Source organism: Campylobacter ureolyticus (assembly GCF_027277485.1).
GTDB classification, from domain to species: Bacteria; Campylobacterota; Campylobacteria; order Campylobacterales; family Campylobacteraceae; genus Campylobacter_B; species Campylobacter_B ureolyticus_B.
Map to the genome: position 1 here is coordinate 104,537 of NZ_JAPXGQ010000003.1, position 25,168 is coordinate 129,704.

21 protein-coding genes are annotated in these 25,168 nt (G+C 29.9%); 10 read left to right on the top strand and 11 right to left on the bottom strand.

The annotated features are described in order from the left end of the window. Positions 1 to 8: 8 nt before the first annotated feature. Positions 9 to 1,139 (top strand): potassium channel family protein, encoded by a 1,131-nt coding sequence (locus tag O6B72_RS02530; RefSeq protein ID WP_269492107.1) that lies wholly within the window; start codon positions 9 to 11, stop codon positions 1,137 to 1,139. Next, a complete protein-coding gene (gene argJ / locus O6B72_RS02535; RefSeq protein ID WP_269492109.1) occupies positions 1,132 to 2,313 on the top strand; it encodes a bifunctional glutamate N-acetyltransferase/amino-acid acetyltransferase ArgJ in 1,182 nt (393 codons plus the stop codon). Before O6B72_RS02530 ends, argJ begins: the two co-directional genes overlap by 8 nt. 89 nt (positions 2,314 to 2,402) lie before the next feature. Here argJ and O6B72_RS02540 read toward each other — a convergent pair whose 3' ends face one another. After that, positions 2,403 to 2,831 carry a hypothetical protein gene (locus O6B72_RS02540; protein ID WP_269492110.1) on the bottom strand — a complete coding sequence of 143 codons (429 nt, stop codon included), beginning with the start codon at positions 2,829 to 2,831 and terminating at the stop codon, positions 2,403 to 2,405. A gap of 132 nt (positions 2,832 to 2,963) precedes the next feature. On the opposite strand from O6B72_RS02540, the gene O6B72_RS02545 reads away from it, so the two are divergent. After that, a complete protein-coding gene (locus O6B72_RS02545; RefSeq protein ID WP_269492111.1) occupies positions 2,964 to 3,533 on the top strand; it encodes a PAS domain-containing protein in 570 nt (189 codons plus the stop codon). 102 nt (positions 3,534 to 3,635) lie between these two features. On the opposite strand, the gene lon is transcribed toward O6B72_RS02545, so the two are convergent. Both lon and O6B72_RS02555 read right to left on the bottom strand, forming a co-directional pair. Continuing rightward, entirely contained in the window at positions 3,636 to 6,062 is a 2,427-nt protein-coding gene (gene lon / locus O6B72_RS02550) for an endopeptidase La (protein ID WP_269492112.1), read from the bottom strand. Positions 6,063 to 6,078: 16 nt separating this feature from the next. After that, a complete protein-coding gene (locus O6B72_RS02555) occupies positions 6,079 to 6,717 on the bottom strand; it encodes an outer membrane protein assembly factor BamD (RefSeq protein WP_269492113.1) in 639 nt (212 codons plus the stop codon). Between the two features lie 255 nt (positions 6,718 to 6,972). On the opposite strand from O6B72_RS02555, the gene O6B72_RS02560 reads away from it, so the two are divergent. The 6 genes from O6B72_RS02560 (at position 6,973) to O6B72_RS02585 (ending at position 18,093) form a co-directional block, all read left to right on the top strand. Then, on the top strand, positions 6,973 to 7,785 hold the full coding sequence (locus tag O6B72_RS02560) for a prepilin-type N-terminal cleavage/methylation domain-containing protein (protein ID WP_269492114.1): 813 nt from the start codon (positions 6,973 to 6,975) through the stop codon (positions 7,783 to 7,785). A 4-nt stretch (positions 7,786 to 7,789) separates the two neighbouring features. After that, on the top strand, positions 7,790 to 8,668 hold the full coding sequence (locus O6B72_RS02565) for a type II secretion system protein (RefSeq protein WP_269492115.1): 879 nt from the start codon (positions 7,790 to 7,792) through the stop codon (positions 8,666 to 8,668). Next, positions 8,668 to 9,126 carry a hypothetical protein gene (locus O6B72_RS02570; protein WP_269492116.1) on the top strand — a complete coding sequence of 153 codons (459 nt, stop codon included), beginning with the start codon at positions 8,668 to 8,670 and terminating at the stop codon, positions 9,124 to 9,126. Before O6B72_RS02565 ends, O6B72_RS02570 begins: the two co-directional genes overlap by 1 nt. A gap of 75 nt (positions 9,127 to 9,201) precedes the next feature. Beyond that, positions 9,202 to 9,735 carry a ribosome hibernation-promoting factor, HPF/YfiA family gene (hpf, locus tag O6B72_RS02575; RefSeq protein ID WP_269492117.1) on the top strand — a complete coding sequence of 178 codons (534 nt, stop codon included), beginning with the start codon at positions 9,202 to 9,204 and terminating at the stop codon, positions 9,733 to 9,735. A 121-nt stretch (positions 9,736 to 9,856) separates the two neighbouring features. Further along, complete coding sequence (locus O6B72_RS02580) at positions 9,857 to 16,861, top strand: coiled-coil domain-containing protein (RefSeq protein WP_269492118.1); 7,005 nt, start codon at positions 9,857 to 9,859, stop codon at positions 16,859 to 16,861. 260 nt (positions 16,862 to 17,121) lie between these two features. Then, positions 17,122 to 18,093, top strand: a complete 972-nt coding sequence (locus O6B72_RS02585; RefSeq protein ID WP_269492119.1) for an agmatine deiminase family protein — start codon at positions 17,122 to 17,124, stop codon at positions 18,091 to 18,093. 15 nt (positions 18,094 to 18,108) lie between these two features. Here the strand turns inward: O6B72_RS02585 and O6B72_RS02590 are convergent, their stop codons facing one another. Then, entirely contained in the window at positions 18,109 to 18,552 is a 444-nt protein-coding gene (locus O6B72_RS02590; protein WP_269492120.1) for a hypothetical protein, read from the bottom strand. 49 nt (positions 18,553 to 18,601) lie between these two features. Between O6B72_RS02590 and O6B72_RS02595 the strand changes: the two genes are divergently transcribed. After that, positions 18,602 to 19,195: a hypothetical protein gene (locus O6B72_RS02595; protein WP_050335358.1), complete on the top strand. Its 594-nt coding sequence runs from the start codon at positions 18,602 to 18,604 to the stop codon at positions 19,193 to 19,195. A 33-nt stretch (positions 19,196 to 19,228) separates the two neighbouring features. Here the strand turns inward: O6B72_RS02595 and ychF are convergent, their stop codons facing one another. The 7 genes from ychF to folD are packed head-to-tail and all read right to left on the bottom strand — an operon-like array spanning position 19,229 to position 25,120. Further along, on the bottom strand, positions 19,229 to 20,332 hold the full coding sequence (gene ychF, locus O6B72_RS02600) for a redox-regulated ATPase YchF (RefSeq protein ID WP_269492121.1): 1,104 nt from the start codon (positions 20,330 to 20,332) through the stop codon (positions 19,229 to 19,231). Then, entirely contained in the window at positions 20,329 to 21,786 is a 1,458-nt protein-coding gene (locus O6B72_RS02605) for a leucyl aminopeptidase (protein WP_269492122.1), read from the bottom strand. Before O6B72_RS02605 ends, ychF begins: the two co-directional genes overlap by 4 nt. A 33-nt stretch (positions 21,787 to 21,819) precedes the next feature. Continuing rightward, positions 21,820 to 22,407 (bottom strand): DedA family protein, encoded by a 588-nt coding sequence (locus O6B72_RS02610; RefSeq protein ID WP_269488105.1) that lies wholly within the window; start codon positions 22,405 to 22,407, stop codon positions 21,820 to 21,822. After that, positions 22,408 to 22,962: an adenine phosphoribosyltransferase gene (locus O6B72_RS02615; protein ID WP_269492123.1), complete on the bottom strand. Its 555-nt coding sequence runs from the start codon at positions 22,960 to 22,962 to the stop codon at positions 22,408 to 22,410. A 9-nt stretch (positions 22,963 to 22,971) separates the two neighbouring features. Next, entirely contained in the window at positions 22,972 to 23,406 is a 435-nt protein-coding gene (gene rpiB / locus O6B72_RS02620; RefSeq protein WP_114675368.1) for a ribose 5-phosphate isomerase B, read from the bottom strand. 12 nt (positions 23,407 to 23,418) lie between these two features. Beyond that, positions 23,419 to 24,255, bottom strand: coding sequence for a signal peptidase I (gene lepB / locus O6B72_RS02625; RefSeq protein WP_269492124.1), 837 nt, complete (start codon positions 24,253 to 24,255; stop codon positions 23,419 to 23,421). 10 nt (positions 24,256 to 24,265) lie between these two features. Continuing rightward, positions 24,266 to 25,120, bottom strand: coding sequence for a bifunctional methylenetetrahydrofolate dehydrogenase/methenyltetrahydrofolate cyclohydrolase FolD (gene folD, locus O6B72_RS02630; protein ID WP_269492125.1), 855 nt, complete (start codon positions 25,118 to 25,120; stop codon positions 24,266 to 24,268). Between the last annotated feature and the right edge of the window lie 48 nt (positions 25,121 to 25,168).

Below are 25,168 nucleotides of genomic sequence, written 5' to 3' on the forward strand. Positions count from 1 at the left end.
TTGTTAAAATGTCTTTTTGGGATAGGGTTCGTAAATTTCTCAACTGGACAAGATCTTCAAAACCTGATGTAAATCTTAACTTTGAGCTTTACGAACAATTAAAACCGTTTAGATTACCATTAATTCTTATTGTTTCGCTTATGCTAATTGGAACTTTGGGATATATGGTTTTTAGCGGTTTTTCTTTAAGTGATGGATTTTATCAAGCAGGGATGACCTTTACAACTGTCGGATTTACCGAAGTTGCTGAGATTTCTCCAGCTGGGAGAATCTTTACTGTGGCATTTATTTTTGCTGGTTTTGGGGCTTTTACATTTTCTTTAGGTGTTGTTATAGAAAGCCTAAAAAAAGGTTTTTTAGTAAATGCCATTAGGGAGAGAAATATGGTAAATAAAATAGCAAGATTAAAAAATCACTTTGTTATTTGCTATCACAATATCTATACAATTGAGCTTGCAAAGCAATTTAGAGAAAATCATATCCCTTTTGTTGTTATTGACACAAGTGATGATTTGAGTAAGATTGCTCATGAAAACAAATATCCTTATTTTATACAAGGCGAACCTCATACTGAACTTTCACTTTTAAAATCTCATCTTTCTAGTGCAAAAGGCGTTATTGCACTTAGTTCAAATATAGCTGATAATATTGCAATAATTGCAACCGTAAGATTATATGAAAAAGAACTCGAACTTAAAAAGCCATATTTTGTTATGAGTGTTTCTGATAATGATTTAGACGCAGATAAACTTAAAAAGCTTGGTGCAGACTCAGTTATACTTCCATCAAAACTTGCCGCTCAAAGACTTAGTGCTATAAGTGTAAGACCAGATATGGAAAATATCTTAGAAAGATTTTTATACAAAAAAGACTCTTTAATTGATATTGAAGAAATTGTAGTTCCAAGTCATTCTTGGGTTAGATTTAAAAGACTTCGTGAAACTAGACTCAGAGAAATTACAAGTGCTGATATAGTTGGAATAAAAGATGAAAATAATAAATTTACTCCTATGCCTGGTGGTGATGCTATAATAGGCACAAATGCTACACTTTTAGTTATAGGCACGGCTGAGGGGATAAATTATACAAGAAAACTTATAAATGGTAGATATAAACCGCAGGAGTTAAAATATGTTTGATATAATTTCACTAAAAGGTGGGCTTGAAAATGTTGATGGGTTTTATTTTGATGGCGTGCATTCAGGCGTAAAGAAAAAAAATAATGATTTAGGTTTTATAAGAAGTGATAAAGAATTTTTAATAAGTGCGTGCTTTACTACGAACAAATTTAAAGCTGCACCAATTAGACATTTTTTAAGATATCCTCAAAATTTTAAAACAAATTTTATACTTTTAAACTCAAAAAATGCAAATGCTATGACTGGTAAAAAGGGTATAGATGATATTGATGAAATTTTTAAAGAACTTGGTAAAAAAATAAAATTAATTAATCCTATAATGAGTTCTACGGGTGTTATTGGCCAAAGGCTTGATAAGGAAAAAATTATAAAAGGTTTAGATCAGTTTGATTTTTATGCTAGAAACTCAGATGATGTTGCAAAATCTATAATGACAACCGATAAGTTTAAAAAAGAACTTAGTTTTAGAGTTGATTTAGAAAATGGCAAGAGTTTTAATATAGCTGCTATTTGTAAAGGTGCAGGCATGATAAATCCAGCAATGGCTACTATGCTATGTTATATTTTAACTGATGCTAATATTTCAAAAGATGATATGGATGAACTTTTAAAGTCAAGCATTGAAAATAGTTTTAATTCTGTTAGTGTGGATGGTGATACATCTACAAATGATACTGTTATGCTTATAAGTAGTGGTAAAAAAGACTATGATAAACAAGCTTTTAAAACTGCTCTTGATATGATAACTTTAAATTTAGCTTTAATGCTTGTAAAAGATGGTGAAGGCTCAAGCAAAGTCGTAGCTTTTGAAATAAATGGAGCTAAAGATGATAAAGAGGCTATGAAGGCAGCTAAGGCTTTATCAAATTCATTGTTGGTAAAAACAGCAATTTTTGGAGAAGATCCAAACTGGGGACGAATAGCTTCAACCATTGGAGCAAGTGGCATTGAGTGCAGTGAAGAGAGTTTGGTTATAAAATATGATGATGTTTTAGTTTATGATATTAATCACCCTGAACTTGATGAAGAAAGAGAGCAAAAAGCTCACGCTGTAATGCAAAAAGAAAGTTTTAAAATAAGTTGTGATTTAGGCATTGCAGACGGTAAATTTTGTGCTTATGGGTGTGATTTGGGTCACAAGTATGTTGATATAAACGCAAGCTATAGATCTTAAATTTTTTATAAAAAAAATTAAAAAATATAGTAAAAATTATTTTTCGCATATAAGCAAGTTTTTTAAATATTAATTTTTATAAAACTTGCTTAAAATTTATCATCACCTAAGGCATTTAGTCTTGCAAGAACTGTGTTGCAGTATTGGGCTAATATTTTTTGTATATTTTCTAGGTCATCAAATTTCGATTTTAAGACTTCTCTATCCATTTCGCTTATTTTATTTACTTTAAGTCTTCTTGCACTCAAATCTTTTATATAAATTTTGTATATGGCTATGCAAGTATCTCTCCATAGGTAGTAGTTTTTAATGACCTCGCTATATAAAATAGAGCCTAAGAGTTCTTGAAATTTATAATTTGTATTGCTTATGACTTCATCAAATTTATTCTCTTCACCAATAACATCAACTATTTCTTTATCTCTTTCATGTCTTATGCAATTTTTTATTCTTGTCATTATGAAATCTTGATGATTTGCGGCACTTTTAAAAGCATTGATTGTTTCACTCTTGCTCACTTTTATTCCTTTACAAGATTTTTGTTTGTATTATATCATAATTTCAGTTAAAAAAAATTTAAGATTTGATAAATTTAATTTTAAGTTACATTGTCGTATAATGTTTAAATTTTATTAAGAAGAGGTGATGTTATGCAAAGACCTATGCCAAAAGATAAAGAAATTCCACTAAATCCTAATAAGTGGATAATTTCAAAAACAGACCCAAAAGGCGTTATAACTTATGCAAATGACTATTTTGTAGATGTTTGCCAATATAGCAAAGAAGAGCTTATAGGACAACCACATAACATAGTTCGCCACCCTGATATGCCAAGGATAGCATTTAAACTTATGTGGGATACAATAAAACAGAATAAGGATTTTAAAGCTTTGGTTAAAAATTTAGCCAAAGATGGAAGATACTATTGGGTTTTGACAAAATTTGAAACTGTTGTTGACCCAGTATCAAATGAAATTGTATCTTATACAGCTTATAGAAAGGCAGCTCCTAGAAAGGCCATAAAAGAGATAATTCCTATCTATAAAAAACTTGTAGAACTTGAGAAAGTTGGTGGTATGGAACAAAGTGGGGAGTATCTATCTAAATTCTTAAAAGACAATAACACTACTTATGAAAAGTTTTTAGATAAAATTACAGAGGGAAAGACAAATATTTTTGATAGTTTATTAAAATCCATAATGAGTATTTTTAAAAAATAAATTTGGATTATCCCACATTATGATTTTTAGAAAAATGATGTGGGATTTACGAGTCTAAAAAAATATTCATACAAATTGATTATAAAATTTTTATCTTAGCTTTTAAACTAATGCATTTTTTAAAACATCATCTATAATATCAACCGGTATTATTTCAATGGCATCTTTTACTTCATTTGGAAGCTCATCAAGATCTCTTTCATAGTTTTTTCTAGGAATTAATGCTTTTTTTATACCTGCTTTATGAGCTGCAATTAGTTTTTCTTTAAGCCCTCCAATAGGTAAAACTTTTCCACTTAGGGTAATTTCACCTGTCATTGCAATATCAGCTTTAACTTTTTTATTTGACAAAATAGAAGCAATAGCTACAGCCATTGTAATACCAGCACTAGGACCATCTTTTGGGGTTGCACCTTCTGGAACATGTAAATGAAGATCAAAAAGATTATAGATTTGTTCGTTGTTGTTTATTTGATTTTGACTATTTTCACTTTTTTCATTTTCACTTACATTCATATGGGCTTTTTCATATAGCTTTTTTGGAATTTCAAGCTTATTTTCATCTATTAAGACTTTTACTACGCTAAAAGCAATTATGGCGGATTCTTTCATTACATCACCAAGTTGCCCAGTTATATTAAGCTTTCCTTTACCTTTTATTTTAATAGCCTCTATTTTTAAAACATCTCCTCCAACTGCCGTCCAAGCAAGACCATTTACTATGCCAATCATATCTTTTTTGTCAACAGTATCTATTTCAAAGACTTTTTTGTCTACAAATTCCTCTAGATTTCTATTACTTACTAAGACTTTTTCGTTTTTTTCTTGATTTAGAATTTTAACTGCTGTTTTTCTTAAGATGTCTGCTATTTTTCTTCTTAAATTTCTAACACCACTTTCTCTTGTATAATCACTTATAAGTAGTTTTAATGCTGCATCAGTTATATTTACATCACTTGCTTTAAGTCCGTGTTTTTTAAGTTCTTGCGGGATAAGATATTTTTTTGCAATTTGAAATTTTTCTTGTGGTGTGTAAGAGCTTAAAAATATAAACTCCATTCTATCTCTAAGTGCAGGAGGGATACTTCCTACATCATTTGCTGTTGCTATAAATATAATCTTGCTTAAATCAATATTAAAATTTAAATAATAATCTCTAAAATTATTGTTTTGTTCAGGATCGAGCACCTCTAATAAAACTGCTGTTGGATCACCTCTAAAATTTCTTGAAATTTTATCTATTTCATCAAGCACCATAACAGGATTCATTTGTTTTGCATCAATTAATCCTTGAACTATTCTTCCAGGCATTGCACCCACATAAGTTCGTCTATGGCCACGAAGCTCATTTACATCTTCAAGTCCGCCAAGAGCTATTCTAACAAGTTCTCTTTTTAGAGCTTTTGCAACTGAATTTGCAAGGCTTGTTTTGCCAACTCCGGGAGGTCCTGCAAGACATAAAATTATGCCATTATTTACTTTATCTTTCAGTCCACGAAGTTCCAAAAGCTCACGCAAAGCAAAATATTCAACCATTCTGTCTTTTGGTTTTGTGAGTGCGTAATGATCACTATCAAGTTGTTTTTTAACATCACTCATAGAGCTTTTTTTCTTTGCTAGATTTTCAAAAGGAATTTCTAAAACCCAGTCTAAGTAGCTTTGAGCCATTGATGCATCAGCTGAGTCAGGATGAAGCCTTGCAAATTTGTCAATCTGTTTTTTTATCTCTTTATACGCCTCATCACTCATAAATGGTTTTTTAAGATCAAGTTTTTTTCTATATTCTAAGACTTCTTCTTCTTTTTCATTTTCATTGCCAAGTTCTTTTTGAATTTGCTTTAATTGCTCTTTTAAAAAATACTCTTTATTTGTTTTTTCTATTTTTGAGTGAACTTTTGACTTTATCTCTTTTTCAAGTCTATTTGCCTCTATTTCTTGTATGATATAATCAATTGTATCAAAGTAAAGCTCTTCTAAATTTTCTTTTATAAAAAAATCATAGGCTTTATCTTTTGTGAGTCTTAAAGCACTTAGAGTTAAATCAAGAACCCTTATAGCATCACTGCTTTCTTCAATTGTCCTTAATAAATCTTGCGAAAAGTAGCCATTCATTGAATTTAGTGTTTTTATTTTTTGTTTTAAAATATTTAAAAGCGGTTCTATTTTATTATCAGTTGAAATTTCTATTTCTATTTGCTTTATTTCAGCCAAAAGTGGCTTTTGTGAAATTTCTTTTATAATTTTAGCTTTATAAGCCCCTTGAAATAAAATTTTAACTCTTCCATCTGGGAGATCTACTTTTCTCATTATATTTCCAACAACACCGGCATTATAAATATTTTCAAATTTATTCTTTGAAGTGGCATTTTCCCTTTCATTAGCTACTAAAATCATAGTTTCATTTTTTATAGCAAACTCCAAGGTTTCAAGCTCATCGCTTTCATGAATAAAAATAGGTGTTATCATGAATGGATATAAAAACTGCCCATTCATTGTAATAATAGGCAAAGTATTTTTTGAAATTTTCATCTATTTCCTTTTAGTCTTATTCGAAAAATGCTCTATACCAAGGAAGATTTGGAGCTGATAAATTTGCATCTTTTAAAGCCGAGTTTTGAAGTTTTTCTTCATAAATTTTAGCTGATACATCTCTTCCTTTTTGAACATATAAATCTTTTATATTTTCATTTAGATGATAAACTGCGAGTTTAAATTTAATAAGCATAGTTTCTAAAAGTGGTCTATATTGTGTATTTGGATACTCCGATAAGAAGTTTTCAATTTCTATTATGCTATATTGCATTAAATTTTGATTTCTATTTGGCCTTTGAAAAGAGTCATAATTTGCTTTTATTTTTAAAAACTTTGCATATTCTATTTTTTCTTTTGTTCCATATCTTCTTATGTATTCATCTAAAAGTTCATTTGCTCTTGTGTATTTACCTTCATCTGTATTTGCTAGTGCCATAACCAAAAGTGTTGGCTCAAGAAGTGGTGAGGCGACATGTTCGCTTGCAAATTGATTGTAGTGCTTATCAGCCTCTTTTAAGTCATTTGCTTTTATGTCTGCCATGATATGGTTATACCAAATTTCAGGTCTTAGATTGTAAAGTCCAGATGATTTTGTACTACAACCTATCATAAAAATGAGTACAAAAAAAAGAGTTAAAATTTTAACTTTCATAATTAAAATCCTTGTTTTAAATTTTTAAATCATTTATTTTACACTTTTACTCTTTATAATCGGTTAATTTAATTAAATTTATTTTTAAAATTTGCAAATTTATTTAAATATTCAATTTATTTAAAACAAATAGTTATATAATAAAAAATTAAATTTAAATATTTCAGATAGATTTTTAACTATTTATGATATAATCACGATAAATTCAGTATAACTTTTCTAAAATGTTAGAATAGTTTTTAAGAGGTGGTTTTTATGAAAATAGTTAAAAAAATAGTGTTTTACAGGTCCTTTGGTTTTAATATCCAAAAAGGATCTTTCAAAAAAGGTTTTTCATTAATAGAACTTGTTCTTGCTATAGTTGTAGTTGCTATAACTTTAGCCGCACTTCCAAATATTGTAGCACAAACACAAAAATCAAATGAGTTGGCTATAAAACAAGAGCTTGCATATAGTGCTAAAACATTAATGGGTAGAATTATCTCAATGCCTTGGGATAGCACAGCTTTTAGAACCATGTGTGAAGATGATGGCAGAACATGTGGTAGCCCAGAAGCAGTTGAATCTTATTTGAGGGAAAAAAGAGGTAATATTAGAATTCCTATTTATAACGCTATACCATTAAATGGCATAAATGGGGCTAGAAGTAGACCAGGAAGCTTAATAGCAGATGGTTCAGGATTTGATAAACAAAATAGAATAATAGATAGAAATAAAATATATAGGTCTGGTCATAACTCCTACGGTTTTAACCAACAAAGAAACGACATAGATGATTTTGATGGCTCTCTTATAACTAGGAATAAAAAGGCTTCAAATGAAGATTTTATCTCAGATATGCGTTTTGATACAGAAGTTCGTTATGTAAATGACTCTGCGAATTTTTCACTTAGCGATAAAGGCAGTCGAATAAATGGTGGAACACCTACAAATATAAAGCGCATAAAAGTAACAGTTGAGGATACAGCAGAAGCTGCAGGAACTGGAGAGTATAAATCAACGATGTATTTTTATGCTCCAAATATTGGCATGAATAAGCCTATGACTACTGAGTATAAAGGAATGTAAAATGATGGAAAAAGCTTTTACTTTAATCGAACTTATACTTGTTATTGTTATACTTGGCATCTTATCTTTGATAGGAACTAATATTTATACAAATGTTTATAAAAATTATCTTACCTCAAAAATAGTAGATGAGACAGAAAATAAAACTCAACTAGCACTTGATCAGATAGCTTCAAGATTAAGTGATAGAGTAAAACAAGCAACAATTGGTAGAAAAAGTTCAGATTTAAATGATGTTGTATTAGTCTATAGTTCAGGTCTTCAACACGATCATGATATTTTAGAGTGGATTGGGCAAAGTACCCAAAGTAGGAATTTAGCAGGAGTAAACATAGATAGCTCTATAGGTTGGAGTGGGTTTTTGGACATTGGCATATACGAAAATAGCAGACGTATACTCATAGGTGGTAGGCTACCAGCCACAAAAGAGGTTATAAACACTATATCAAGAGGTGGAGATCAAAATTTGGCAATGATATTTCAAGGTATAGAGACTACCAAAGAATTAGGTTATGGATTTAAAGGTGAAAATCCAGATAAAACCATGGTTTTTAATATGCCTGATAATGGTGCAGAAATTACTCTTGCAAGAGGTTATATGGGTGGGCAAATTTCAGATAGATATCAAATATCTCACTCAGCTTATGCTATAGTTCCTGAAAATGGAAATTTATACCTATACTATGACTACAGACCTTGGATGGGGCAAACATATGCAAACGGCATAAAAACTCTTTTAGTCGAAAATGTTACTTTGTTTAGGTTTAGAGGATTTAGTGCAAGTGGAATGGATTTAAAGCTTTGTTTAAATGCTAATTCTGAAAAATATGGTGTAACCGATAATAATAGATTTGTTGTTTGTAAGACAAAGGTGGTGTTCTAATGAAAAAAGGTTTTAGTTTAATAATGGCGATATTTTTTGTTATGCTTATAGCAACCTTAGGTATGATGTCACTATCTCTATCTTCAAAGATAGTAAAACAATCAGGTGATGTTTATTTAAAAGAGCAAGCAGAATTATATGCTATGAGTGCTACAAGTTTAGCAGTTTTAGATATGCAAGGAACTGATTATTCTAGTGAGTGTCTTACAGAAAAAGCATATGATTTTGGTGATGGGTTTGTGGCAACAGTTAATATATTTTATCTTGATAATGACATGCCTAGATGTAGTGCCAATGCCAAGTCTTCAAATCATATTGATAAAAGCAACATGGGTTTAAAAGATGTTAATGACAATGATGCTAATTACTATAATGTAGCTTTAATAGATGTTATGGTGCAAAATACTGATGGCATAGATCCTGTTAGATTTCATAGAAGAACAGTTCAAAGACCATAAAATATTAAAACTATAAAAAATTAAAAAAACAAGATAAAAAAAATATGAAAGTAATTTTAAGGAGAAAGAAAAGACATGAATACAAGCATAGTTGGAAAACAGTTTGAGTTAACAGATACTATAAAAGAGTACTTAGAAAAAGCGTTTGAAAATTTAGAAAAATATAATCTAAACATAGTTTCAACAAGATGTGTTATTTCAGCGGATGAAAAGCAAGGAAGAAAAGGTTTTGTTGTAAATTTATCTATAAATTTGCCAAAAAAAGAAACTATTGTTATATCTCAAAAAGATAAAGATCTTTACGCTGCTATAGATAGCATTATAGAAAGAGCATCTAAGGTTTTAAGAAGACAGCACGATAAGTGGAAAACTCATAAAAATAAAGATGAGCTAAAAGAGATAGTTCTTGATAAAAGCCATGATATAGATCTTAGTGAGCATATAGATGAGATAGTTGAGGCTGAGCTTGAAACTCATAAGCCATTAGAAATTGATGAAGCACTTTTTACTTTAAAAAATAGCAATGACCAATTTTTAGTATTTAATGACATGAATGCTAAAATGAGAGTTTTATATAAAAGAAAAGATGGAAAATTTGGACTATTTTAGTTATTTTAAGGCTGAGAAAATTCAGCCTTAAAAACTTTTGATTAATAAGGATATATTTTAAATTTATAAAAGCTTTAAGATTAAGGTTTTTATAAATTTAAGCCTTTTAAAGGAGAAAGTTATGAAAACAAATGTGTTTTTTAAATGGATAGTGGCACTTTTTACTTTTTTAAGTTTAGCCACTGCACAAGGAGTTAATGAGTATGGTATGCTTCCATGCCCAAATGGCACTAATGTTTGTCCGCCAAAGAGTGATGGCTCTGTTCGAGGTAAGCTTAAAAAGCTTGATAAAGCTGTAGGTATGTCTGAAGATGTGTTCTATCAAACAAATTTGATAGATATTGGTGGTGGTGGATTTTCTGGTTTCAAAAAAACGCCATCTTATACAGATCTTGTTTTTGGTGATTATACTGTAGCTGGAAATAGTGTTTTAAAGTTTGAGTATGTAAGTGGTTGGTCTATGGACCACTATCCATCAAAATATGAAAAGCAAGGTGATAGTAATATTTTTAAGATAAATAGTTCAAAATCTACTTTGTATTTGCCAGCCAGCGTAAAACCTGAAAATATTAAATACGCAAGAGCTACTTGGACTGGAAGTATTCACAATAACAAGGCTTTTCAAGATACTGGTGGAACTAAAAACATATTTGGTTTTAAATGTGATCAAGCAAAAGATGTAACTATTTTAAAAGAACATAAAAAACCTTTAAGCCCTGAATGGCTTATAAATATGTGTAGTAAAAACACTAACGGTGAAAATATTGATTGTGGTGCTATACCTACTATGATAGTAGATGGTGTTTATAAGCCAGAGTTCAAGTATGAAGGCTATACTGATAAAAAAAATATCTGGCATTCTTATGAGCCTTATAAGAATTTTAATCTCAATGAGTATAGCGACCCAGGAAACTATATGGAATATGTTGAAACTGGTCAAAAACCACAGCAAGAAAAACAAAAACCTTTCTTTACTTGTACTAAACCTGATGTTATGCCTGTAGTTAAAATCTCAGACCTTAGACCTATCGATATAGTTAATTCTTGTAAAAGAACATTAGATAGTAACAAATATGATTGCGATAATGTTTTAGGAGCTGATCAAGAGTACTATACGCATGTGTATTATGAACAAAATAGCAATAGCGATATAACTATGGATGCTATAAATAAAGAAACTATAAAGTTAAAACCAGAAGATGTAAAAAGTAGAAAAATAGATCTTGTGGCTGAATGTAAAAAAACATTCCCTAATGATGCAAGATGTGATAAATTTAAAGATATAAATTACTATAAGCCTTACTCAAAAGATGAGCTTGATAGAGTAACCGATCAGGTTTTAAAAATAGATATTAAAGTGAAAAATTCAAATGATGTTGATCCTGATGTACCAACATTTTGGGAGGTTGGTAAAGAGAAATACACGCTTGATCTAGTAAAAGAAGACTGTAGAAAAACTAAAAAAAACCAAAACGAAAATTATAAAGCAAGTGAGTGTGATGATATAACAGAAGAGCACGCAAAAGATCTTATAGGTAAAGTAAGACTTGCAGGAGCTACAAATCAAGACAAATTTGATGCTTTTAATAAGCTTTATGGGTTAGAATGTAAAACTAGTAGAAGAATTAAAGGATGGTGTGAATTTGCAGGTCAAAAAGCTTTTAGATTTGCTGGTATGGAATATTCTAAAAGTACTAAAACTGGTGATTACTGTTCTGTTTATCCAGAAAAATGTGTGGATGTTGAAACTGCCGATATTAGCTTTAGAGGGACAACTAATGTAGACGATTTTTGTAAGGCAAATCCTGGCGAATGTAAATACAATGTAAAAACTTGTAGGGAATTAAAATTTGGAACAGATAATTCATCATATTGTGCAAAAAACCCAGATAAATGTACAAAAGCAAAAATGTGTACGAACTATAGTTGGGTAACTGGAGAAAAGAAAAATCCAGATAGGATTATTGGAAATGAAAATAACATTGCCGAAATGACTAGAAAACACTTAAAGGGTTATGATGAGATGACTCTTAAATTTGGAGATAGTTATCAGAACGTAAAAGCGCTTGATGATGATATTTACTATACTTTTTCTACAAACACCGTTTCAGGTGATGGAGCAGGTGCTGTTTGGTTTATATATTCTGCAAATGCCGATGTTACTGAATTTGTTAAAAATGCTTTAAGTAGGTATAGTGGTGGAAGTAAAACAGGTGATATTTGGGAAATACCAATAACCGGTGGCGATGTAAAAACATCAGATGGTTATGTTGTAAACTATTGGGGTGATGGATGGAGACCATACAAAGCAACTTTTTGGGATCTAGGAGGCACATTTGGTACTGGTGTTGTTAGGACAAGTTTTGGTTCTTGGATACTAACAATTGTATATAGTGATGAAAATAGTTATAAAGCGCTAAGTACAAACAAAGAAAGAATGAAGAGTCCTTTTAAACCTAAGAATGTTACTATATATAATGGTTTTGCAGGATTGGTTGATGATTTGCACAAGCCTAGTCCAGATGGTGTTAGACTAAACTTTGACCTAACTGGCTTCTTTACTCCATTGCAAGATAAATATGATGCTAAAGCTACAGTTTATGCATCTGCAAATGCTAACTATTATAATCCTGGAGATAGTTTTAAAATATCAAATATGGGTGATAACAATAATTTAGTTAGCATAAGAAATGAAATTACTGAAAACGATCGTTTCTCAGGTGGTATATCTATAGTAAAGCCTAATGCTACGAAAGTAAGTGTTATTGACTATGAGAAGAGAAGAGCTATTTCTATTAACACATATATTTTAAACACTAGAGAAAAACAACTTCACATGAAAGCTGGACAAGATAGCATTCACTTACAATATGGTGTTAAAGCTTACGGTAATTCGAGTGAGCAAACTTTTCCAAGTATGTTTGCTTTTTCAACAGACCTTTATGTGCCAGATGTTTGTTACTATAATACAGTTTATAACAATGCTGGAAAAAGCTCAAGAGCTGGTGGTTTTGTCGTAAGAGAGGGTGAGACAGTAAAAAATCAAGTCTATTTTGCCATAGCTAAAAACTCAGAGTCTGATGAGGCACATGGCTTGAAGGTGAAGGCTGCATTATCAGAAAATATACAATACATAGATGATACTATGAGAATAGATAACTCTCTTACTGAAAAAGGTTCTAATGACTTTATCGACTCAAAATTAAAATATATGAAAGACAATGAAAAAGGACTTTATGAGGATGAAAAACATACAAATTTAATCCCAGAATTTAAAGATAGGCAATTTAATAAATACGATGGAAAGTATTTATCATTTTTCATAGGTAAAGATGCTGGATATATAAACGGCAATACAATATCCGGAGGATCTTTATATAAAAATAACGATGATAAGGTATATATAGAGTATAAGACAAGAGTTGGTGGTTACTACGAAGAGCCTACTTTCAGATATGACTTTTCATTAAAAGGTGTCGATATGCGCTATAATCTTCCTATGTTAAAGTGTCCAGCTCCTAATGGTACAACTGAGTGGGAAAATATAGTTGAAGTAGTTCCACTTGATGGGGTAAAGGTAGTAAATGAAGACTTTAATAAAAAAGGTGATTATGATGGACTTTACACACAAGTTGCAAACGAGCCATTTAATGTAAAGATTAACTATGATGTAAATATTACAGGCAAGTCCGATGATTATCTTGCTAAGCTTTTAAGTGATAAAAAGATTTGTATTCTTCTAGGCTATACTGAGCAAGAGTGTGATGATGAGGGTTTTGTGAAAGGAAAAGTTGGTGAATTTAACGAAAAGAGAAAAGAATTAAGTGAAAAAATTCAAAAATTGACTTTAGAAATAGAAAAATTTACTAGAGAAATCACTAAAAAGCAAGGTGAGTTAAAAGTAGTTGAAAATGAGCTTAAAAAAGTAGAAGCAGAAATCACCAATGCAAACAATACTATAAGTAAATTAGAGTCCGAACTAGCAGCCGCTAAAGCAGAAGATCCACAAATTGGCATTAAGATAAAAAAAATAGAAAATGATCTTAAAGCTGCTAAGTCTATCAAGGCAACAGCTGAAAATAAGAAAAAAGATTTAGATGAAAAAAAGAAAAAGTTAGTAAAAGAGATTGGAGACCTAGAGAGCAAGCTTGCAACAGCTCAAGGTGATAAAAGTAAAACTCAAGATGACTTAGGAAAGGTCGAGGGCGGCTTAAATGATGAAATGACCAGAAGGGTAGGGAGACTTGATGGCAAATTTGAAACTACCTTAATTACATTAAAAGATCTTGTAAATATGAAGGGAAATTGTAAGGCAGCAAAAAATAATAAAAATATTCATTTTAATCATTATCAGGATTTTACCATAAAAGAAAAAACTTTCCGTGATGAGATAACCAATATGGATACTATAATGTATATAAATAAAAATAAAGGAAATTGTGCAAATTTAAAAACAGGTTGTTTTTATAAATCATCGGACACAAACGCATTCTCATCATTCGAGTATTTTACAAATGATAGTGATAAAAATAAAATTATTGATATGAAAAATGTTGTAGTTGGTTATGCAAGACCTGATTATACATTTATAGTAAGCTATCTACCATCAGGAGCTGAAATTTTAACATCTTGTAAGCAAGAGTGTATTAGTAGGTATCATGATGAGCCAGATGCTACAAAAGATGGAAAAATAGAAGCATGCCAAAAAGTTTGTGTAGATAAACATAAAAAACGCTTAGATGAGGGTGGTGGCGAAATAGATGAAAAGTATCTAAACGAATACAGACTTGATATTTGCGCAAGTGATGTGTTTGCCGTAAGACCTGCATACTTTAAACAAAAAAATGCTATAAATCAAGATAAAATTTATAGACTTGGTGGAAATGAACTTCATAAAGACTTTGAAAAAAATATTTATCCATCAGATAAAGATGGAAACTATGTTTTAGGGTATGATTCCGTACTTACTTCTGATGATTCAAACAAAACAGCCAATAATGATTTAAACTTTGCTAAATCAGCTATTTTATCTGCCATTGTTCCTGCTAGTTGCAACCTAGATGAAGTAAAAGATATATATAGAGCTAGTGATAGAAAAACTATAAAATATGGCAATAATAGATCTTCTGGAAGTAGCGTTTTATGGGACAATGGAATTAATGTCTCAAATAACTTAAAAGTTGATTTTAGATTTGCTGATAAAGATGGCAAAGATAAAAATGCAACTGAAAGAGCATTTTACAATGAGACAACAAAGGAAAATATTTTAAGTCAATTTAAAACATTAAGCAATGATAAGAAAAAATATGCCGATATTAATTTAGGAAACTTAGGAAAACTTAACTATTATAATATTGGTTATGCTAAGATGAGACTTACTGATTTATCGTGGATGAAATACGATAAACCTTATCTAGACAAACAATCAAAAAGCTATAACTATATAAAAGATAAGGATAACAATAAATTTGGTGAATATATTGGATTTAAAGAACAAGATTTAAATAAAATAAAATCTATTGGTGAATATGTTAAAAATAAATATTTAATTCCTGAGGATTTAGTGCTTAAATTTAGACATGACAATGTAATGGCAGCAATTTTAGGCATCAGAGATAGCATAATAAAACAAGATCCATTTGTGCCGGATGAATTTTATACTTATACATTTTTTAACTCGGAGCCTGAAAAAATGGGAGCAAATCTTGACATAAATGTAACTGCTGCATCTTCAAGAGCAAGCATTTGCGTAGATGAAGATTGTTTAAATAATACAGGCAAATACGAAATCTTAGAGATATACCCAACACTTTATCATAGGGGTTGTTACGCTAGGGATATTGAATTTGGATTAGATTTCACATTTGATTGCCCTGAAAATGAAAATGATGAAAGATGTAAGTCATTGGTAAAAGGTTTAGAAAATAACGCTTCTAAGTGTGATACTCAAAATATTTTAAATTCCGAATGTTATAAGCCTAAAGAGGGTTCTAGAGAGAACGGAAAATTGAAATATGGACTAATATATTCTGTTGGAACCAAAGAAGGTATTAAAGATGGAAATATATCAATTAGCAATGAAGTAAAAGTTGAAGAGGAAGACAGTAATGGTAAGAAAACTGTTACAAAACTTGGTGAAATTGCTTTAAAAGCAGGCAAGGAAGGTTTTGATAATGCTAAATTTGAAATACCTTTAAATTTTAACTTCAAAAGATTTTCTGGTAAAAATAATCAGCTTGATCCAAAACTAATTTATGCTGATGATTTTACAAAAAGTAATAATGTTGCCTTTGAAGAAAAAGAACTTTCTACAGATAAAACAATAGGCATAGGTGAAGTTTTAACTAAAGGCATAATAGGTGATAATAGAATATTTAAAAGATTTAATAATGAGATTTTAGATTTTGATGGCTCTACAACTAAGAGATATAAAAAAGATAAGAATGGAGATCTTGTACCTCTTAAAGATAATGATTTTGTAGATATAAATTCAACATCTAAAGCTACTTTTTATTATGGTTATATAAATGCCGAGCAAAAAGAATATGATCTTGAAGAAAACGAACAGAAAAATGTTGATGTTTATTCTATGATTTATTATAGTGGCTATGTAGATCCTACAAAGGTTACTGATTTTGCTAAAAATAATCTCCCTATTGTGGATGGAGTTACCGCAGCTAAAAAAGTAAATAAAAAAGCTACAGAAAAACAAGGCTTTTATGTAAATAGGTTTGAATACTATAGCAACTCAAGTGATATAACTTCTAATAAATTTGTTACAGGCTATGAAAACGACAAAGTAAGCGGTTTAACCAGCAGAAAAGCTATGCAAGGTATAAATGATATGTATGAAAGGCTTTCTTTAAGTGTTAATTCCGATGGCGTTTATGAAGTAGTTAAAGTTAAGGTTAGTCCATGGTTTTTATTTAACGAAGATGATATAAACTACAATAAAAGTTTTAATATATTTAAAATTAGAAGCCAAAGTAGAGATATAGCAAACTGGGGAGGAACAGGAAGAGTAAAAGATGGTGATATAGTTGGTAGATATCTAGATAATGATGGTAATGCATCAAAAGGAAGACTTAAGAATTTAGATGTTCTTGATAGTGCAATTAGTTGGTAGGTTTATAAGCGAAAGATAGATGGCAAAAAGTCATCTATCTTTTTATTTTTAAGAGTTGTTTAGATTTTTTATTTTTTATTTATAGAATTTATTAAGATACATATCTTCTTTAATTTTTGTTTATTTTTGTAACATTTTTTATTTATTTAAGCTTAAATAAATAAAAATAATCTTACTTTAAGTCTATTTTAAAATTATAAGTGATAAGTTAACATTAATTAAATAGTAATTTAGTTTAATTCTATGAATGGAGAGCTGTCATGAGAGCTATTGCTGAATGGGAAGCCCAAGAGGCTATATTTTTATCACTTCCACATTATAATACTGATTGGAATGAATATTTACTTGATATAATGCAAAGCTATGTTGAGCTTGTAAAAGTTTTAAGTAAATTCCAAAAAGTATGTCTTATATCTCCAAGCAAAGAGGATTTTGAATATTTTTTTAAAGATATTTCAAATTTAAGTTTTTATGAAATAGACACAAATGATACTTGGATAAGGGATTATGGCGCAATAGATGTTGAAAGTGCTGGAAGGATAATAAGTTATAATTTTGAGTTTAATGCTTGGGGTGGAAAATTTCAAAGTAGTAAAGACAATAGTGTTAATTTAGAGCTTTATAAATACTTTAAAGGTGAGCTTAAAAATATAGATCTTATTTTAGAAGGTGGAAGTATTGATTTTAACGGCTATGGAACAATGCTAACAACCACAACCTGTCTTTTAAATGATAATAGAAATAACCTTTCTAAAACTGAACTTGAAGATAAATTTAGATCTCTTTTTGGCATTCATAGAATTATCTGGCTTGAAAATGGCTTTATAAAAGGTGATGATACAGATAGCCATGTTGATACTTTAGCTAGATTTATTACTCGCGATACGATAGCATATTCTATTTGTCAGGATAAAAATGATGAGCAGTATGAGTCATTAAAGCTTATGGAGGATGAGTTAAAAAAAACAGGTTTTAAGCTTTTGCCGTTACCACTTCCAAAACCTATTTTTTATGATGGAATTAGGCTTCCTGCAACTTATGCAAATTTTATCTTTTTAAATGATGCTTTAATAGTGCCAACTTACGCAGATAAAAATGATGAGATAGTTTTAAACTCACTTAAAAAAGCTTTGCCAAATTTAGAGGTTATAGGCGTTGATGCAAGAGTTTTTATAAGACAAAATGGCTCACTTCACTGTGCTAGTCAAAATAGATTTTTAGGAAATAGATAAAAATATAAAACATAGTTATTTAAAAAGTAGTTCTAATTCTGCGATTTGAAACATTAACTCCACGCTATTTTTTAAATATGATAAATTATCTTTATGCGTAAAACCTAAATAATCTTGATTTATAATAAGCCAAATAGGTGAGTTTTCTACATATAATGCATCGCAAATTTCGCTTTTAAAAGTCCTAACTTCAAACATAACAGTAGTTCGTGGTTTAAGCTTAACGCAAATTTTATCTTTTATTTTAAAAATATATTCTTTTTTTTGCTCTTTTGGGTCTGCAGAGTCGCTATTTTCATTCATAGTATTAACTAAAAAATATATAAAATCACTTATAACTCTTTTTTTAGTATAAGAAACTATATAATCATCTCTTTTTTGGATAATGCTTTTTGAAATTGAAATATTTGCTATTAAAAAAGTTATAATTAATATAAAAACTATAAAACCATTTTTCATAAATATCCTTAAAACTTGATATAATTATAACAAATTTAAAGGTTTTTTTATGTATTATATCTTACTACTTTTAGGTGTGGTTTTATTTTTAATTTCAGTTTTTATTTTAACTAAAAGTGGCTCAAATAGAAAGTTTAAAGGATATTGGGAATTTTGGCCTTGTGTTATTTCAAAAGTAAGTCTTTTTATGCTTTTAGCAAGTTGGGGACTTTGTGTGATTTTTGATGATGATAATATTTTTAGGTCAACCAAACATCAAAGTAGAATTTACTGTTTTGATGAGAGTAATCCACTTTGTGTTGGAAATGTAATGCTTGTAAGTGATAATGCAGTTTATTTAATGGTCTTTTTTTCTTTGGTGTTCATTTATTTAGGATTTTTTGTTTTAAGTGATAGTTTGGTAGAGATTAGAAAAGATAAGGTTATAAAAAAGTGGAGTTTGCTTGGATTTTCATATAAAAAAGAGATAAATTTTGAAAATCTTGAGATGAGTTATAGAGGTAATAATATAAAATATGGCTTAAAAATTAAAGATAATAGCAAAAGTTTTAGCTTTTTTTATGTCTGTTTTCCTTATAAGATTAAAGATATTATTATGGTTGAAAGGCTTATTTTAAAAGCTTTAAAGCCAAATCCAAGCTAATAAATTTGGCTTTAAATTTAATTAAAATTTTTTTTAAACATTAAACCTAAAGTGCATTACATCGCCATCTTGAACGATATAATCTTTGCCTTCAAGTCGCATTTTACCGGCTTCTTTAGCTCCATTTTCACCACCACACTCTATAAAATCATCATAACTTATAACTTCAGCTCTTATAAAGCCTTTTTCAAAGTCATTGTGTATTACACTTGCAGCTTTTGGAGCTTTCCAACCATTTGTGATTGTCCAAGCCCTAACTTCTACAACTCCTGCTGTGAAATAGCTTATTAAGTTAAGTTTTGCAAAAGAACGTCTTATTATTGCATCAAGTCCGCTTTCTTCTGCTCCAAGACTTTCTAGCATCTCTTTTGCTTCTAAATCATCAAGTCCAATTAATTCTTCTTCGATTTTTGAGCATAGTTTCATAACTTCTGAGTTATTTTTTTGTGCATGTTCTTTTAATGTTTGAACATACTCATTATCATTTTGAATTGCATCTTCATCTACATTTGCTGCATATATTACATCTTTTGCTGATAAAAGCCTAAGCTCTTTATTAAGCTCCATAAAGGTCTCGCTTTCAAACTCATCAAAACTTCTTGCAGTTTTTCCCTCATTCAGATGTTCAAGTAGCAAATTTGTCATATCAAAAAGCTCTTTTGCTCCTTTTTTTCCAGCTTTTACCTCTTTACCTAATCTTTCGATTTTTTTATTTAATTGTTCTATATCGGCCAAGATAAGCTCCATTTCTATAATTTGTATATCACGAACTGGATCAATGCTACCTTCAACATGTGTAATATTTTCATCATCAAAGCATCTTACAATATGCAAAATAAGCTCAGTTTCTCTAATGTTGGCTAGAAATTTATTTCCAAGTCCTTCGCCTTTGCTAGCTCCTTTTACAAGTCCTGCGATATCTACAAACTCTATTGTTGAGTGTTGAATTTTATTAGGTTTTACTATCTTAGCAAGTGCATCAAGCCTTACATCTGGCACTGGAACAATTGCTTTATTTGGCTCTATTGTGCAAAATGGATAGTTTTGAGCTGCTGCATTTTGTGCTTTTGTTAGGGCGTTAAAAGTTGTTGATTTGCCAACATTTGGAAGTCCTACGATACCAACTGATAAACTCATTTAGCTTCCTTTGCAAGTTCTAATAAATAGTATAAATTTGCTCTTACACCTGCTCCTGTTGCACCAAAAGAGTTATATCCCCAAGCTTTTTCCAAATAAGCTGGTCCTGCAATATCAAGATGAATCCATTTATCTTTATATTCTTCTTTTATAAATGTATCAAGGAAAAGTCCTGCTGTTGTAGTTCCACCGTATCTACTGCTTGAGGTATTACTAACATCAGCAATATTGCTTTTAATGAGCTCTCTTAAATAATCATTAAATTCTAAAATTGTCATTAGCTCACCGCTATCTTTTGTAATTTCCTTATACTCTTTTTTAAACTCTTCATTATTTCCTAAAAGTCCTGTTGTAAACTCCCCAAGTCCTACAACGCAAGCCCCTGTTAAAGTTGCCATATCAATTAAAATATCTGGTTTAAAATCTTGTGCGTAGCTAAGACAATCAGCCAAAACTAGTCTTCCCTCAGCATCAGTATTTCTTACTTCAATAGTTTTTTTACTTCTTGAGATAAGTACATCATCGGGTTTATATGAGTTTCCTCCTATCATATTCTCAGTTGCACCAATTATTGCGTGAATTTCAAAAGGAAGTTCAAGTTCAGCAGCTCCTTTTATAATACCCATAGCAGCTAACGCTCCACTTTTATCGCTTTTCATTGTAAGCATATAATCACTTGGTTTTAAACTAAGTCCACCACTATCATAAGTTAAGCCTTTTCCTACAAAAATAACTCTTTTTAGAGATTTAACTTTTGGAGTATACGTTAGATGAATTAGCCTAGGTTCGTTTGCGCTTGATCTATTAACCGCTAAAAATGCGTTCATATTTTGCTCTTTTAAAAATGATTTATCATAAACCTTGCAATCAACTCTATCATATCTTGCTGAAAGAATTTGTGCTTCATCAGCCATTTTTACAGGTGTGTAAATTTCAGGTATTTCATTTACACCATTTTTTGCGTAATTTGTAGCTCTTGCTATGATATCACCATTTTTAAGTCCTAAATTTGCTTTTGTTTCATCTACTTCTTTATCTGCAAATTCCTCTGATGAGATATAAATTTGATTTAATTTATACTCTGTTTTTTCACTTTTATATTTTGTAAACTCATAACTTCCTAAGATAAAGCCCTCAGCCATAGCTTGAAAAGTTTTTTTAGTGCATTTACAAAGATATGAGTTAAGTTTTACACTTTTTATATTATAAGTTTTTAAAGAGTTATAAATTTGACTCATGCAAACGCGAATTTTGTCATAATCAAGCTCTTTAATGCCAACATAAATTCTTTTTTTCTCAGGCAAAACTAAAACTTTATCCCCTTTATAGTTAAAAAATTCAAATTCATCTTTGTCTTTTACAAATTTGTGATTTAAATCTTTATTAACAATTAAAATTGCCTCAAAATCAGCTGAAATTTCAGCTAAAGGTTTGTTTAAAAACTCTATCTTCATTTTCATCCTTTCATTTGTTTTTTTTATTTTTATTTATTTTTTCTTTTTTAAAAAGCCTTTTTCCATTTGCTTAAATCCATAAAATAGTAAGCCAAAAAACAACACTATCACAGGTAGTGCTATATACCAATGCTTTTCTATGAAATTTACAAAATGCCAAATTTCATCACCAAAATACCATGCTAAAATTATAGTTAAAAAAGCCCATGAAAAACTGCTTATTAAATTTATAAATGCAAATTTTTTTTGGTCATATCTAGTTATGCCAATACTCATTGGTATGATTGCACGAAATCCATAAATATAACGCTGAAAAAATATAATCCACCAATCATACTTTTGTAAAAGTAAATGTGCAATTGCAAATTTACGCTTTTGAGAGCTTAGTTTGTTGGTTATAAATTTTTTATTATATCTACCTATAAAAAAGTAGAATTGATCTCCACAAAACGCCCCAATTCCTGCAACTACTATGGAAATAGGAAGGTTTATATACCCTGAGTGAGCCATAACTCCTGCTAGAATAAGACCAATCTCACCTTCTATCAAGCACCACACAAATAAAACAATATATGCGTATTCTTGATATTCAAGCATTAAACCTTTTAAAAATTCTTCCATTTAAATCTCTAAAATAGAATAAACTTTCGTCATATTTTTTAAAATTTCACTTCCTTTAAATTCGCTTTTTAAATTTATTAAAAAACAGGCTTCAACGCACTTTGCTTTTGTTTGATTAATTAGCTCAACCGAAGCTTTTGCAGTTCCTCCAGTTGCTATTAAATCATCTATTAAAAGAACTTTTGCATCATTTTTATTTAAAAAAGCATCAATGTGAATTTCTACTTCATCAACACCATATTCAAGACTGTATTTTTGCGAAAGTGTAATATATGGAAGTTTATGTGGCTTTCTAATTGGAACAAAAGGAACTCTTAATCTTGCTGAAAGTGCTGCTCCAAAGATAAATCCACGACTTTCAATACCAGATATAAAATCTAAATCATAAATTTTATACCTGTTTTCTAAATGATCCATTAAAAAATTAAACGCTTCTTTGTTGTTTAAAAGAGTTGTAATATCTCTAAAAATAACACCTGGTTTTGGAAAGTCTTTTATAGCTCTAATTGAGTTTAAAAGATATTTTTTTTCATCATTAGTTAAAACATTTTGCATTTTAGTCCTTTAAGAAAGTTTCTTAACTCTTCGCTCATGTCTACCACCTGCAAATTCTGTGCTAAAAAATATTTCGCATAATTTTTTAGCCATTTTACAGTCTAAAATCCTTGCTCCAAAAGCAAGCACATTTGCATCGTTGTGTTCTCTTGCCATTTTAGCGGTAAATTCATCATGGCACAATGCACAGCGAATAAATTTATCTCTATTTGCAGCTATACTTATGCCTATTCCAGTTCCGCAAATAAGCACTCCATAACTATTTTTAACGCTTTTTAATTTCTGTGTTAGAATATATGCAAAGTCTGGATAATCCACACTTTCATCTGAATTTGTCCCAAGATCTGTAACTTTGTATCCTAAGCTTTCTAAAAACTCCTTGCAGCTACTTTTTAGCTCCAAGCTTGAGTGATCTCCTGCTATAAAAATTTCACTTATATTCATAAAATTTTCCTCTTATGGTTGATCGTAGATAAACTCTTCTTTGTTTTCAAGAGTATTTACTGATCTTCCTATCCTTTCCCAACGAATTTTTTTATCTTTATCCCAGCTAAAATATACAAACCAAGGCTTTCCAACTATAAATTTATATGGCACTGTTCCCCAAAAACGACTATCATCTGAATGATCCCTGTTATCTCCTATCATAAAAAATTCATTTTCAGGCACCTTTATATAATATGCATTAAAGTTAAGCCCATTATCAAGTTTTCCAAGCTCATTAACTATTGCTGGCTGCATAGCAAAACTACCATTTGCAAGGTGTTTTAAAGTAAGGCTTAGCAAATTTACTTTTTTATCGTAGTGAATACCTTTGTTTTTATAAGGCTCTTTTACAAATTTTTTACCATTTAAAATGACAATATCATTTTTATCGTAATTTTTATCTATAAAATTATCGCCCTCATGTGGTCTTAGATATAAATTTTTTATAGTAAAAATAACTTCATCCCCACCAACTGCAAAATTCCTTTTTACAAAATGTATTTTTTTATTTAACGGATAGCGAAATACAACAATATCACCTCTTTGTGGTTTTTTACCTTTTATAAAGTGCCCATCTTTGTTTAAGTCTGGTAAAACAGGTACTTCAATCCATGGAATGTGAGGAGTTGGTATACCGTAGCTAAATTTTTTAACAAATAAAAAATCACCAATTAAAAGTGAATTTTTCATAGAGCCACTAGGGATTACGAAAGCTTGAGCAAAGAAAAATATCACAAATAAAACTATTACAATAGTTCCAGTCCAGCTTCCTGAAAAATTATAAATTCTACTTAAAGTTTTTTTCATTTTAATCTTTCTAGTTTTTTTTACTTTTTCTTTTTTTAGCTGAAATTAAAGTGTTATTTAAAAGCATTGCTATTGTCATAGGTCCTACTCCACCTGGTACTGGTGTTATAAACGAGCATTTTTCTTTTACTTCTTCAAAATCAACATCTCCTACCAAAGAGCCATCATCAAGTCTATTTATACCTACATCAATTATTATAGCACCATCTTTTATCATATCAGCTTTTAAAAATCTTGGCTTTCCAATCGCTGCAACGATAATATCAGCATTTTTTGTAAAATGCTCTAAATTTTTAGTTTTGCTATGAGTTATAGTAACAGTAGCATTGGCGTTTAAAAGTAAATTTGCCATAGGTTTTCCAACGATATTACTTCTTCCAATAACTACTGCATTTTTACCATTTAGATCAATATCATATTCTTTAAAAAGTCTCATAACTCCAAGTGGAGTACAAGGTACAAAACCATCCAACCCACTTACTAATTTGCCAACATTTATCGCGTGAAATCCATCGACATCTTTATCTGGATCAATTTCTTTTAATATATCATTTGTATTTATGTGTTTTGGAAGTGGAAGTTGAACTAAGATACCATCAACTTCTTTATCTAGGTTTAGTTTTTTTATAAGCTTTAAAAGCTCATCTTGAGTTGTGTTTTGGCTAAGTTTAAAAGCAAGAGATTTTATACCACAAAGTTCACATGCTTTTTCTTTTGATCTTACATATGTTTGACTAGCTTTATCCTCACCTACTAAAACAACAGCAAGAGTTGGGATAATGCCTTTTTCCTTTAAATTTGAAGTTTCGTTTTTAACCTCTTCTTTAACTTTTTTACTTATATTTTTTCCATCTATTAAAGTCATTTTAAACCTTTTATAATTAAATTTAAAATAACATAATACCCAAATTTA

What these genes read in the sequence shown, in the direction of transcription:
- rpiB (WP_114675368.1), bottom strand. Translation starts at nt 23,406, where the DNA reads ATGAATATAAGTGAAATTTTTATAGCAGGAGATCACTCAAGCTTGGAG.
- O6B72_RS02590 (WP_269492120.1), bottom strand. Translation starts at nt 18,552, where the DNA reads ATGAAAAATGGTTTTATAGTTTTTATATTAATTATAACTTTTTTAATA.
- argJ (WP_269492109.1), top strand. Translation starts at nt 1,132, where the DNA reads ATGTTTGATATAATTTCACTAAAAGGTGGGCTTGAAAATGTTGATGGG.
- O6B72_RS02530 (WP_269492107.1), top strand. Translation starts at nt 9, where the DNA reads ATGTCTTTTTGGGATAGGGTTCGTAAATTTCTCAACTGGACAAGATCT.
- O6B72_RS02560 (WP_269492114.1), top strand. Translation starts at nt 6,973, where the DNA reads ATGAAAATAGTTAAAAAAATAGTGTTTTACAGGTCCTTTGGTTTTAAT.
- O6B72_RS02615 (WP_269492123.1), bottom strand. Translation starts at nt 22,962, where the DNA reads ATGCAAAATGTTTTAACTAATGATGAAAAAAAATATCTTTTAAACTCA.
- O6B72_RS02605 (WP_269492122.1), bottom strand. Translation starts at nt 21,786, where the DNA reads ATGAAGATAGAGTTTTTAAACAAACCTTTAGCTGAAATTTCAGCTGAT.
- ychF (WP_269492121.1), bottom strand. Translation starts at nt 20,332, where the DNA reads ATGAGTTTATCAGTTGGTATCGTAGGACTTCCAAATGTTGGCAAATCA.
- O6B72_RS02610 (WP_269488105.1), bottom strand. Translation starts at nt 22,407, where the DNA reads ATGGAAGAATTTTTAAAAGGTTTAATGCTTGAATATCAAGAATACGCA.
- lepB (WP_269492124.1), bottom strand. Translation starts at nt 24,255, where the DNA reads ATGAAAAAAACTTTAAGTAGAATTTATAATTTTTCAGGAAGCTGGACT.
- folD (WP_269492125.1), bottom strand. Translation starts at nt 25,120, where the DNA reads ATGACTTTAATAGATGGAAAAAATATAAGTAAAAAAGTTAAAGAAGAG.
- O6B72_RS02595 (WP_050335358.1), top strand. Translation starts at nt 18,602, where the DNA reads ATGTATTATATCTTACTACTTTTAGGTGTGGTTTTATTTTTAATTTCA.
- O6B72_RS02570 (WP_269492116.1), top strand. Translation starts at nt 8,668, where the DNA reads ATGAAAAAAGGTTTTAGTTTAATAATGGCGATATTTTTTGTTATGCTT.
- O6B72_RS02580 (WP_269492118.1), top strand. Translation starts at nt 9,857, where the DNA reads ATGAAAACAAATGTGTTTTTTAAATGGATAGTGGCACTTTTTACTTTT.
- O6B72_RS02565 (WP_269492115.1), top strand. Translation starts at nt 7,790, where the DNA reads ATGGAAAAAGCTTTTACTTTAATCGAACTTATACTTGTTATTGTTATA.
- hpf (WP_269492117.1), top strand. Translation starts at nt 9,202, where the DNA reads ATGAATACAAGCATAGTTGGAAAACAGTTTGAGTTAACAGATACTATA.
- lon (WP_269492112.1), bottom strand. Translation starts at nt 6,062, where the DNA reads ATGAAAATTTCAAAAAATACTTTGCCTATTATTACAATGAATGGGCAG.
- O6B72_RS02585 (WP_269492119.1), top strand. Translation starts at nt 17,122, where the DNA reads ATGAGAGCTATTGCTGAATGGGAAGCCCAAGAGGCTATATTTTTATCA.
- O6B72_RS02545 (WP_269492111.1), top strand. Translation starts at nt 2,964, where the DNA reads ATGCAAAGACCTATGCCAAAAGATAAAGAAATTCCACTAAATCCTAAT.
- O6B72_RS02555 (WP_269492113.1), bottom strand. Translation starts at nt 6,717, where the DNA reads ATGAAAGTTAAAATTTTAACTCTTTTTTTTGTACTCATTTTTATGATA.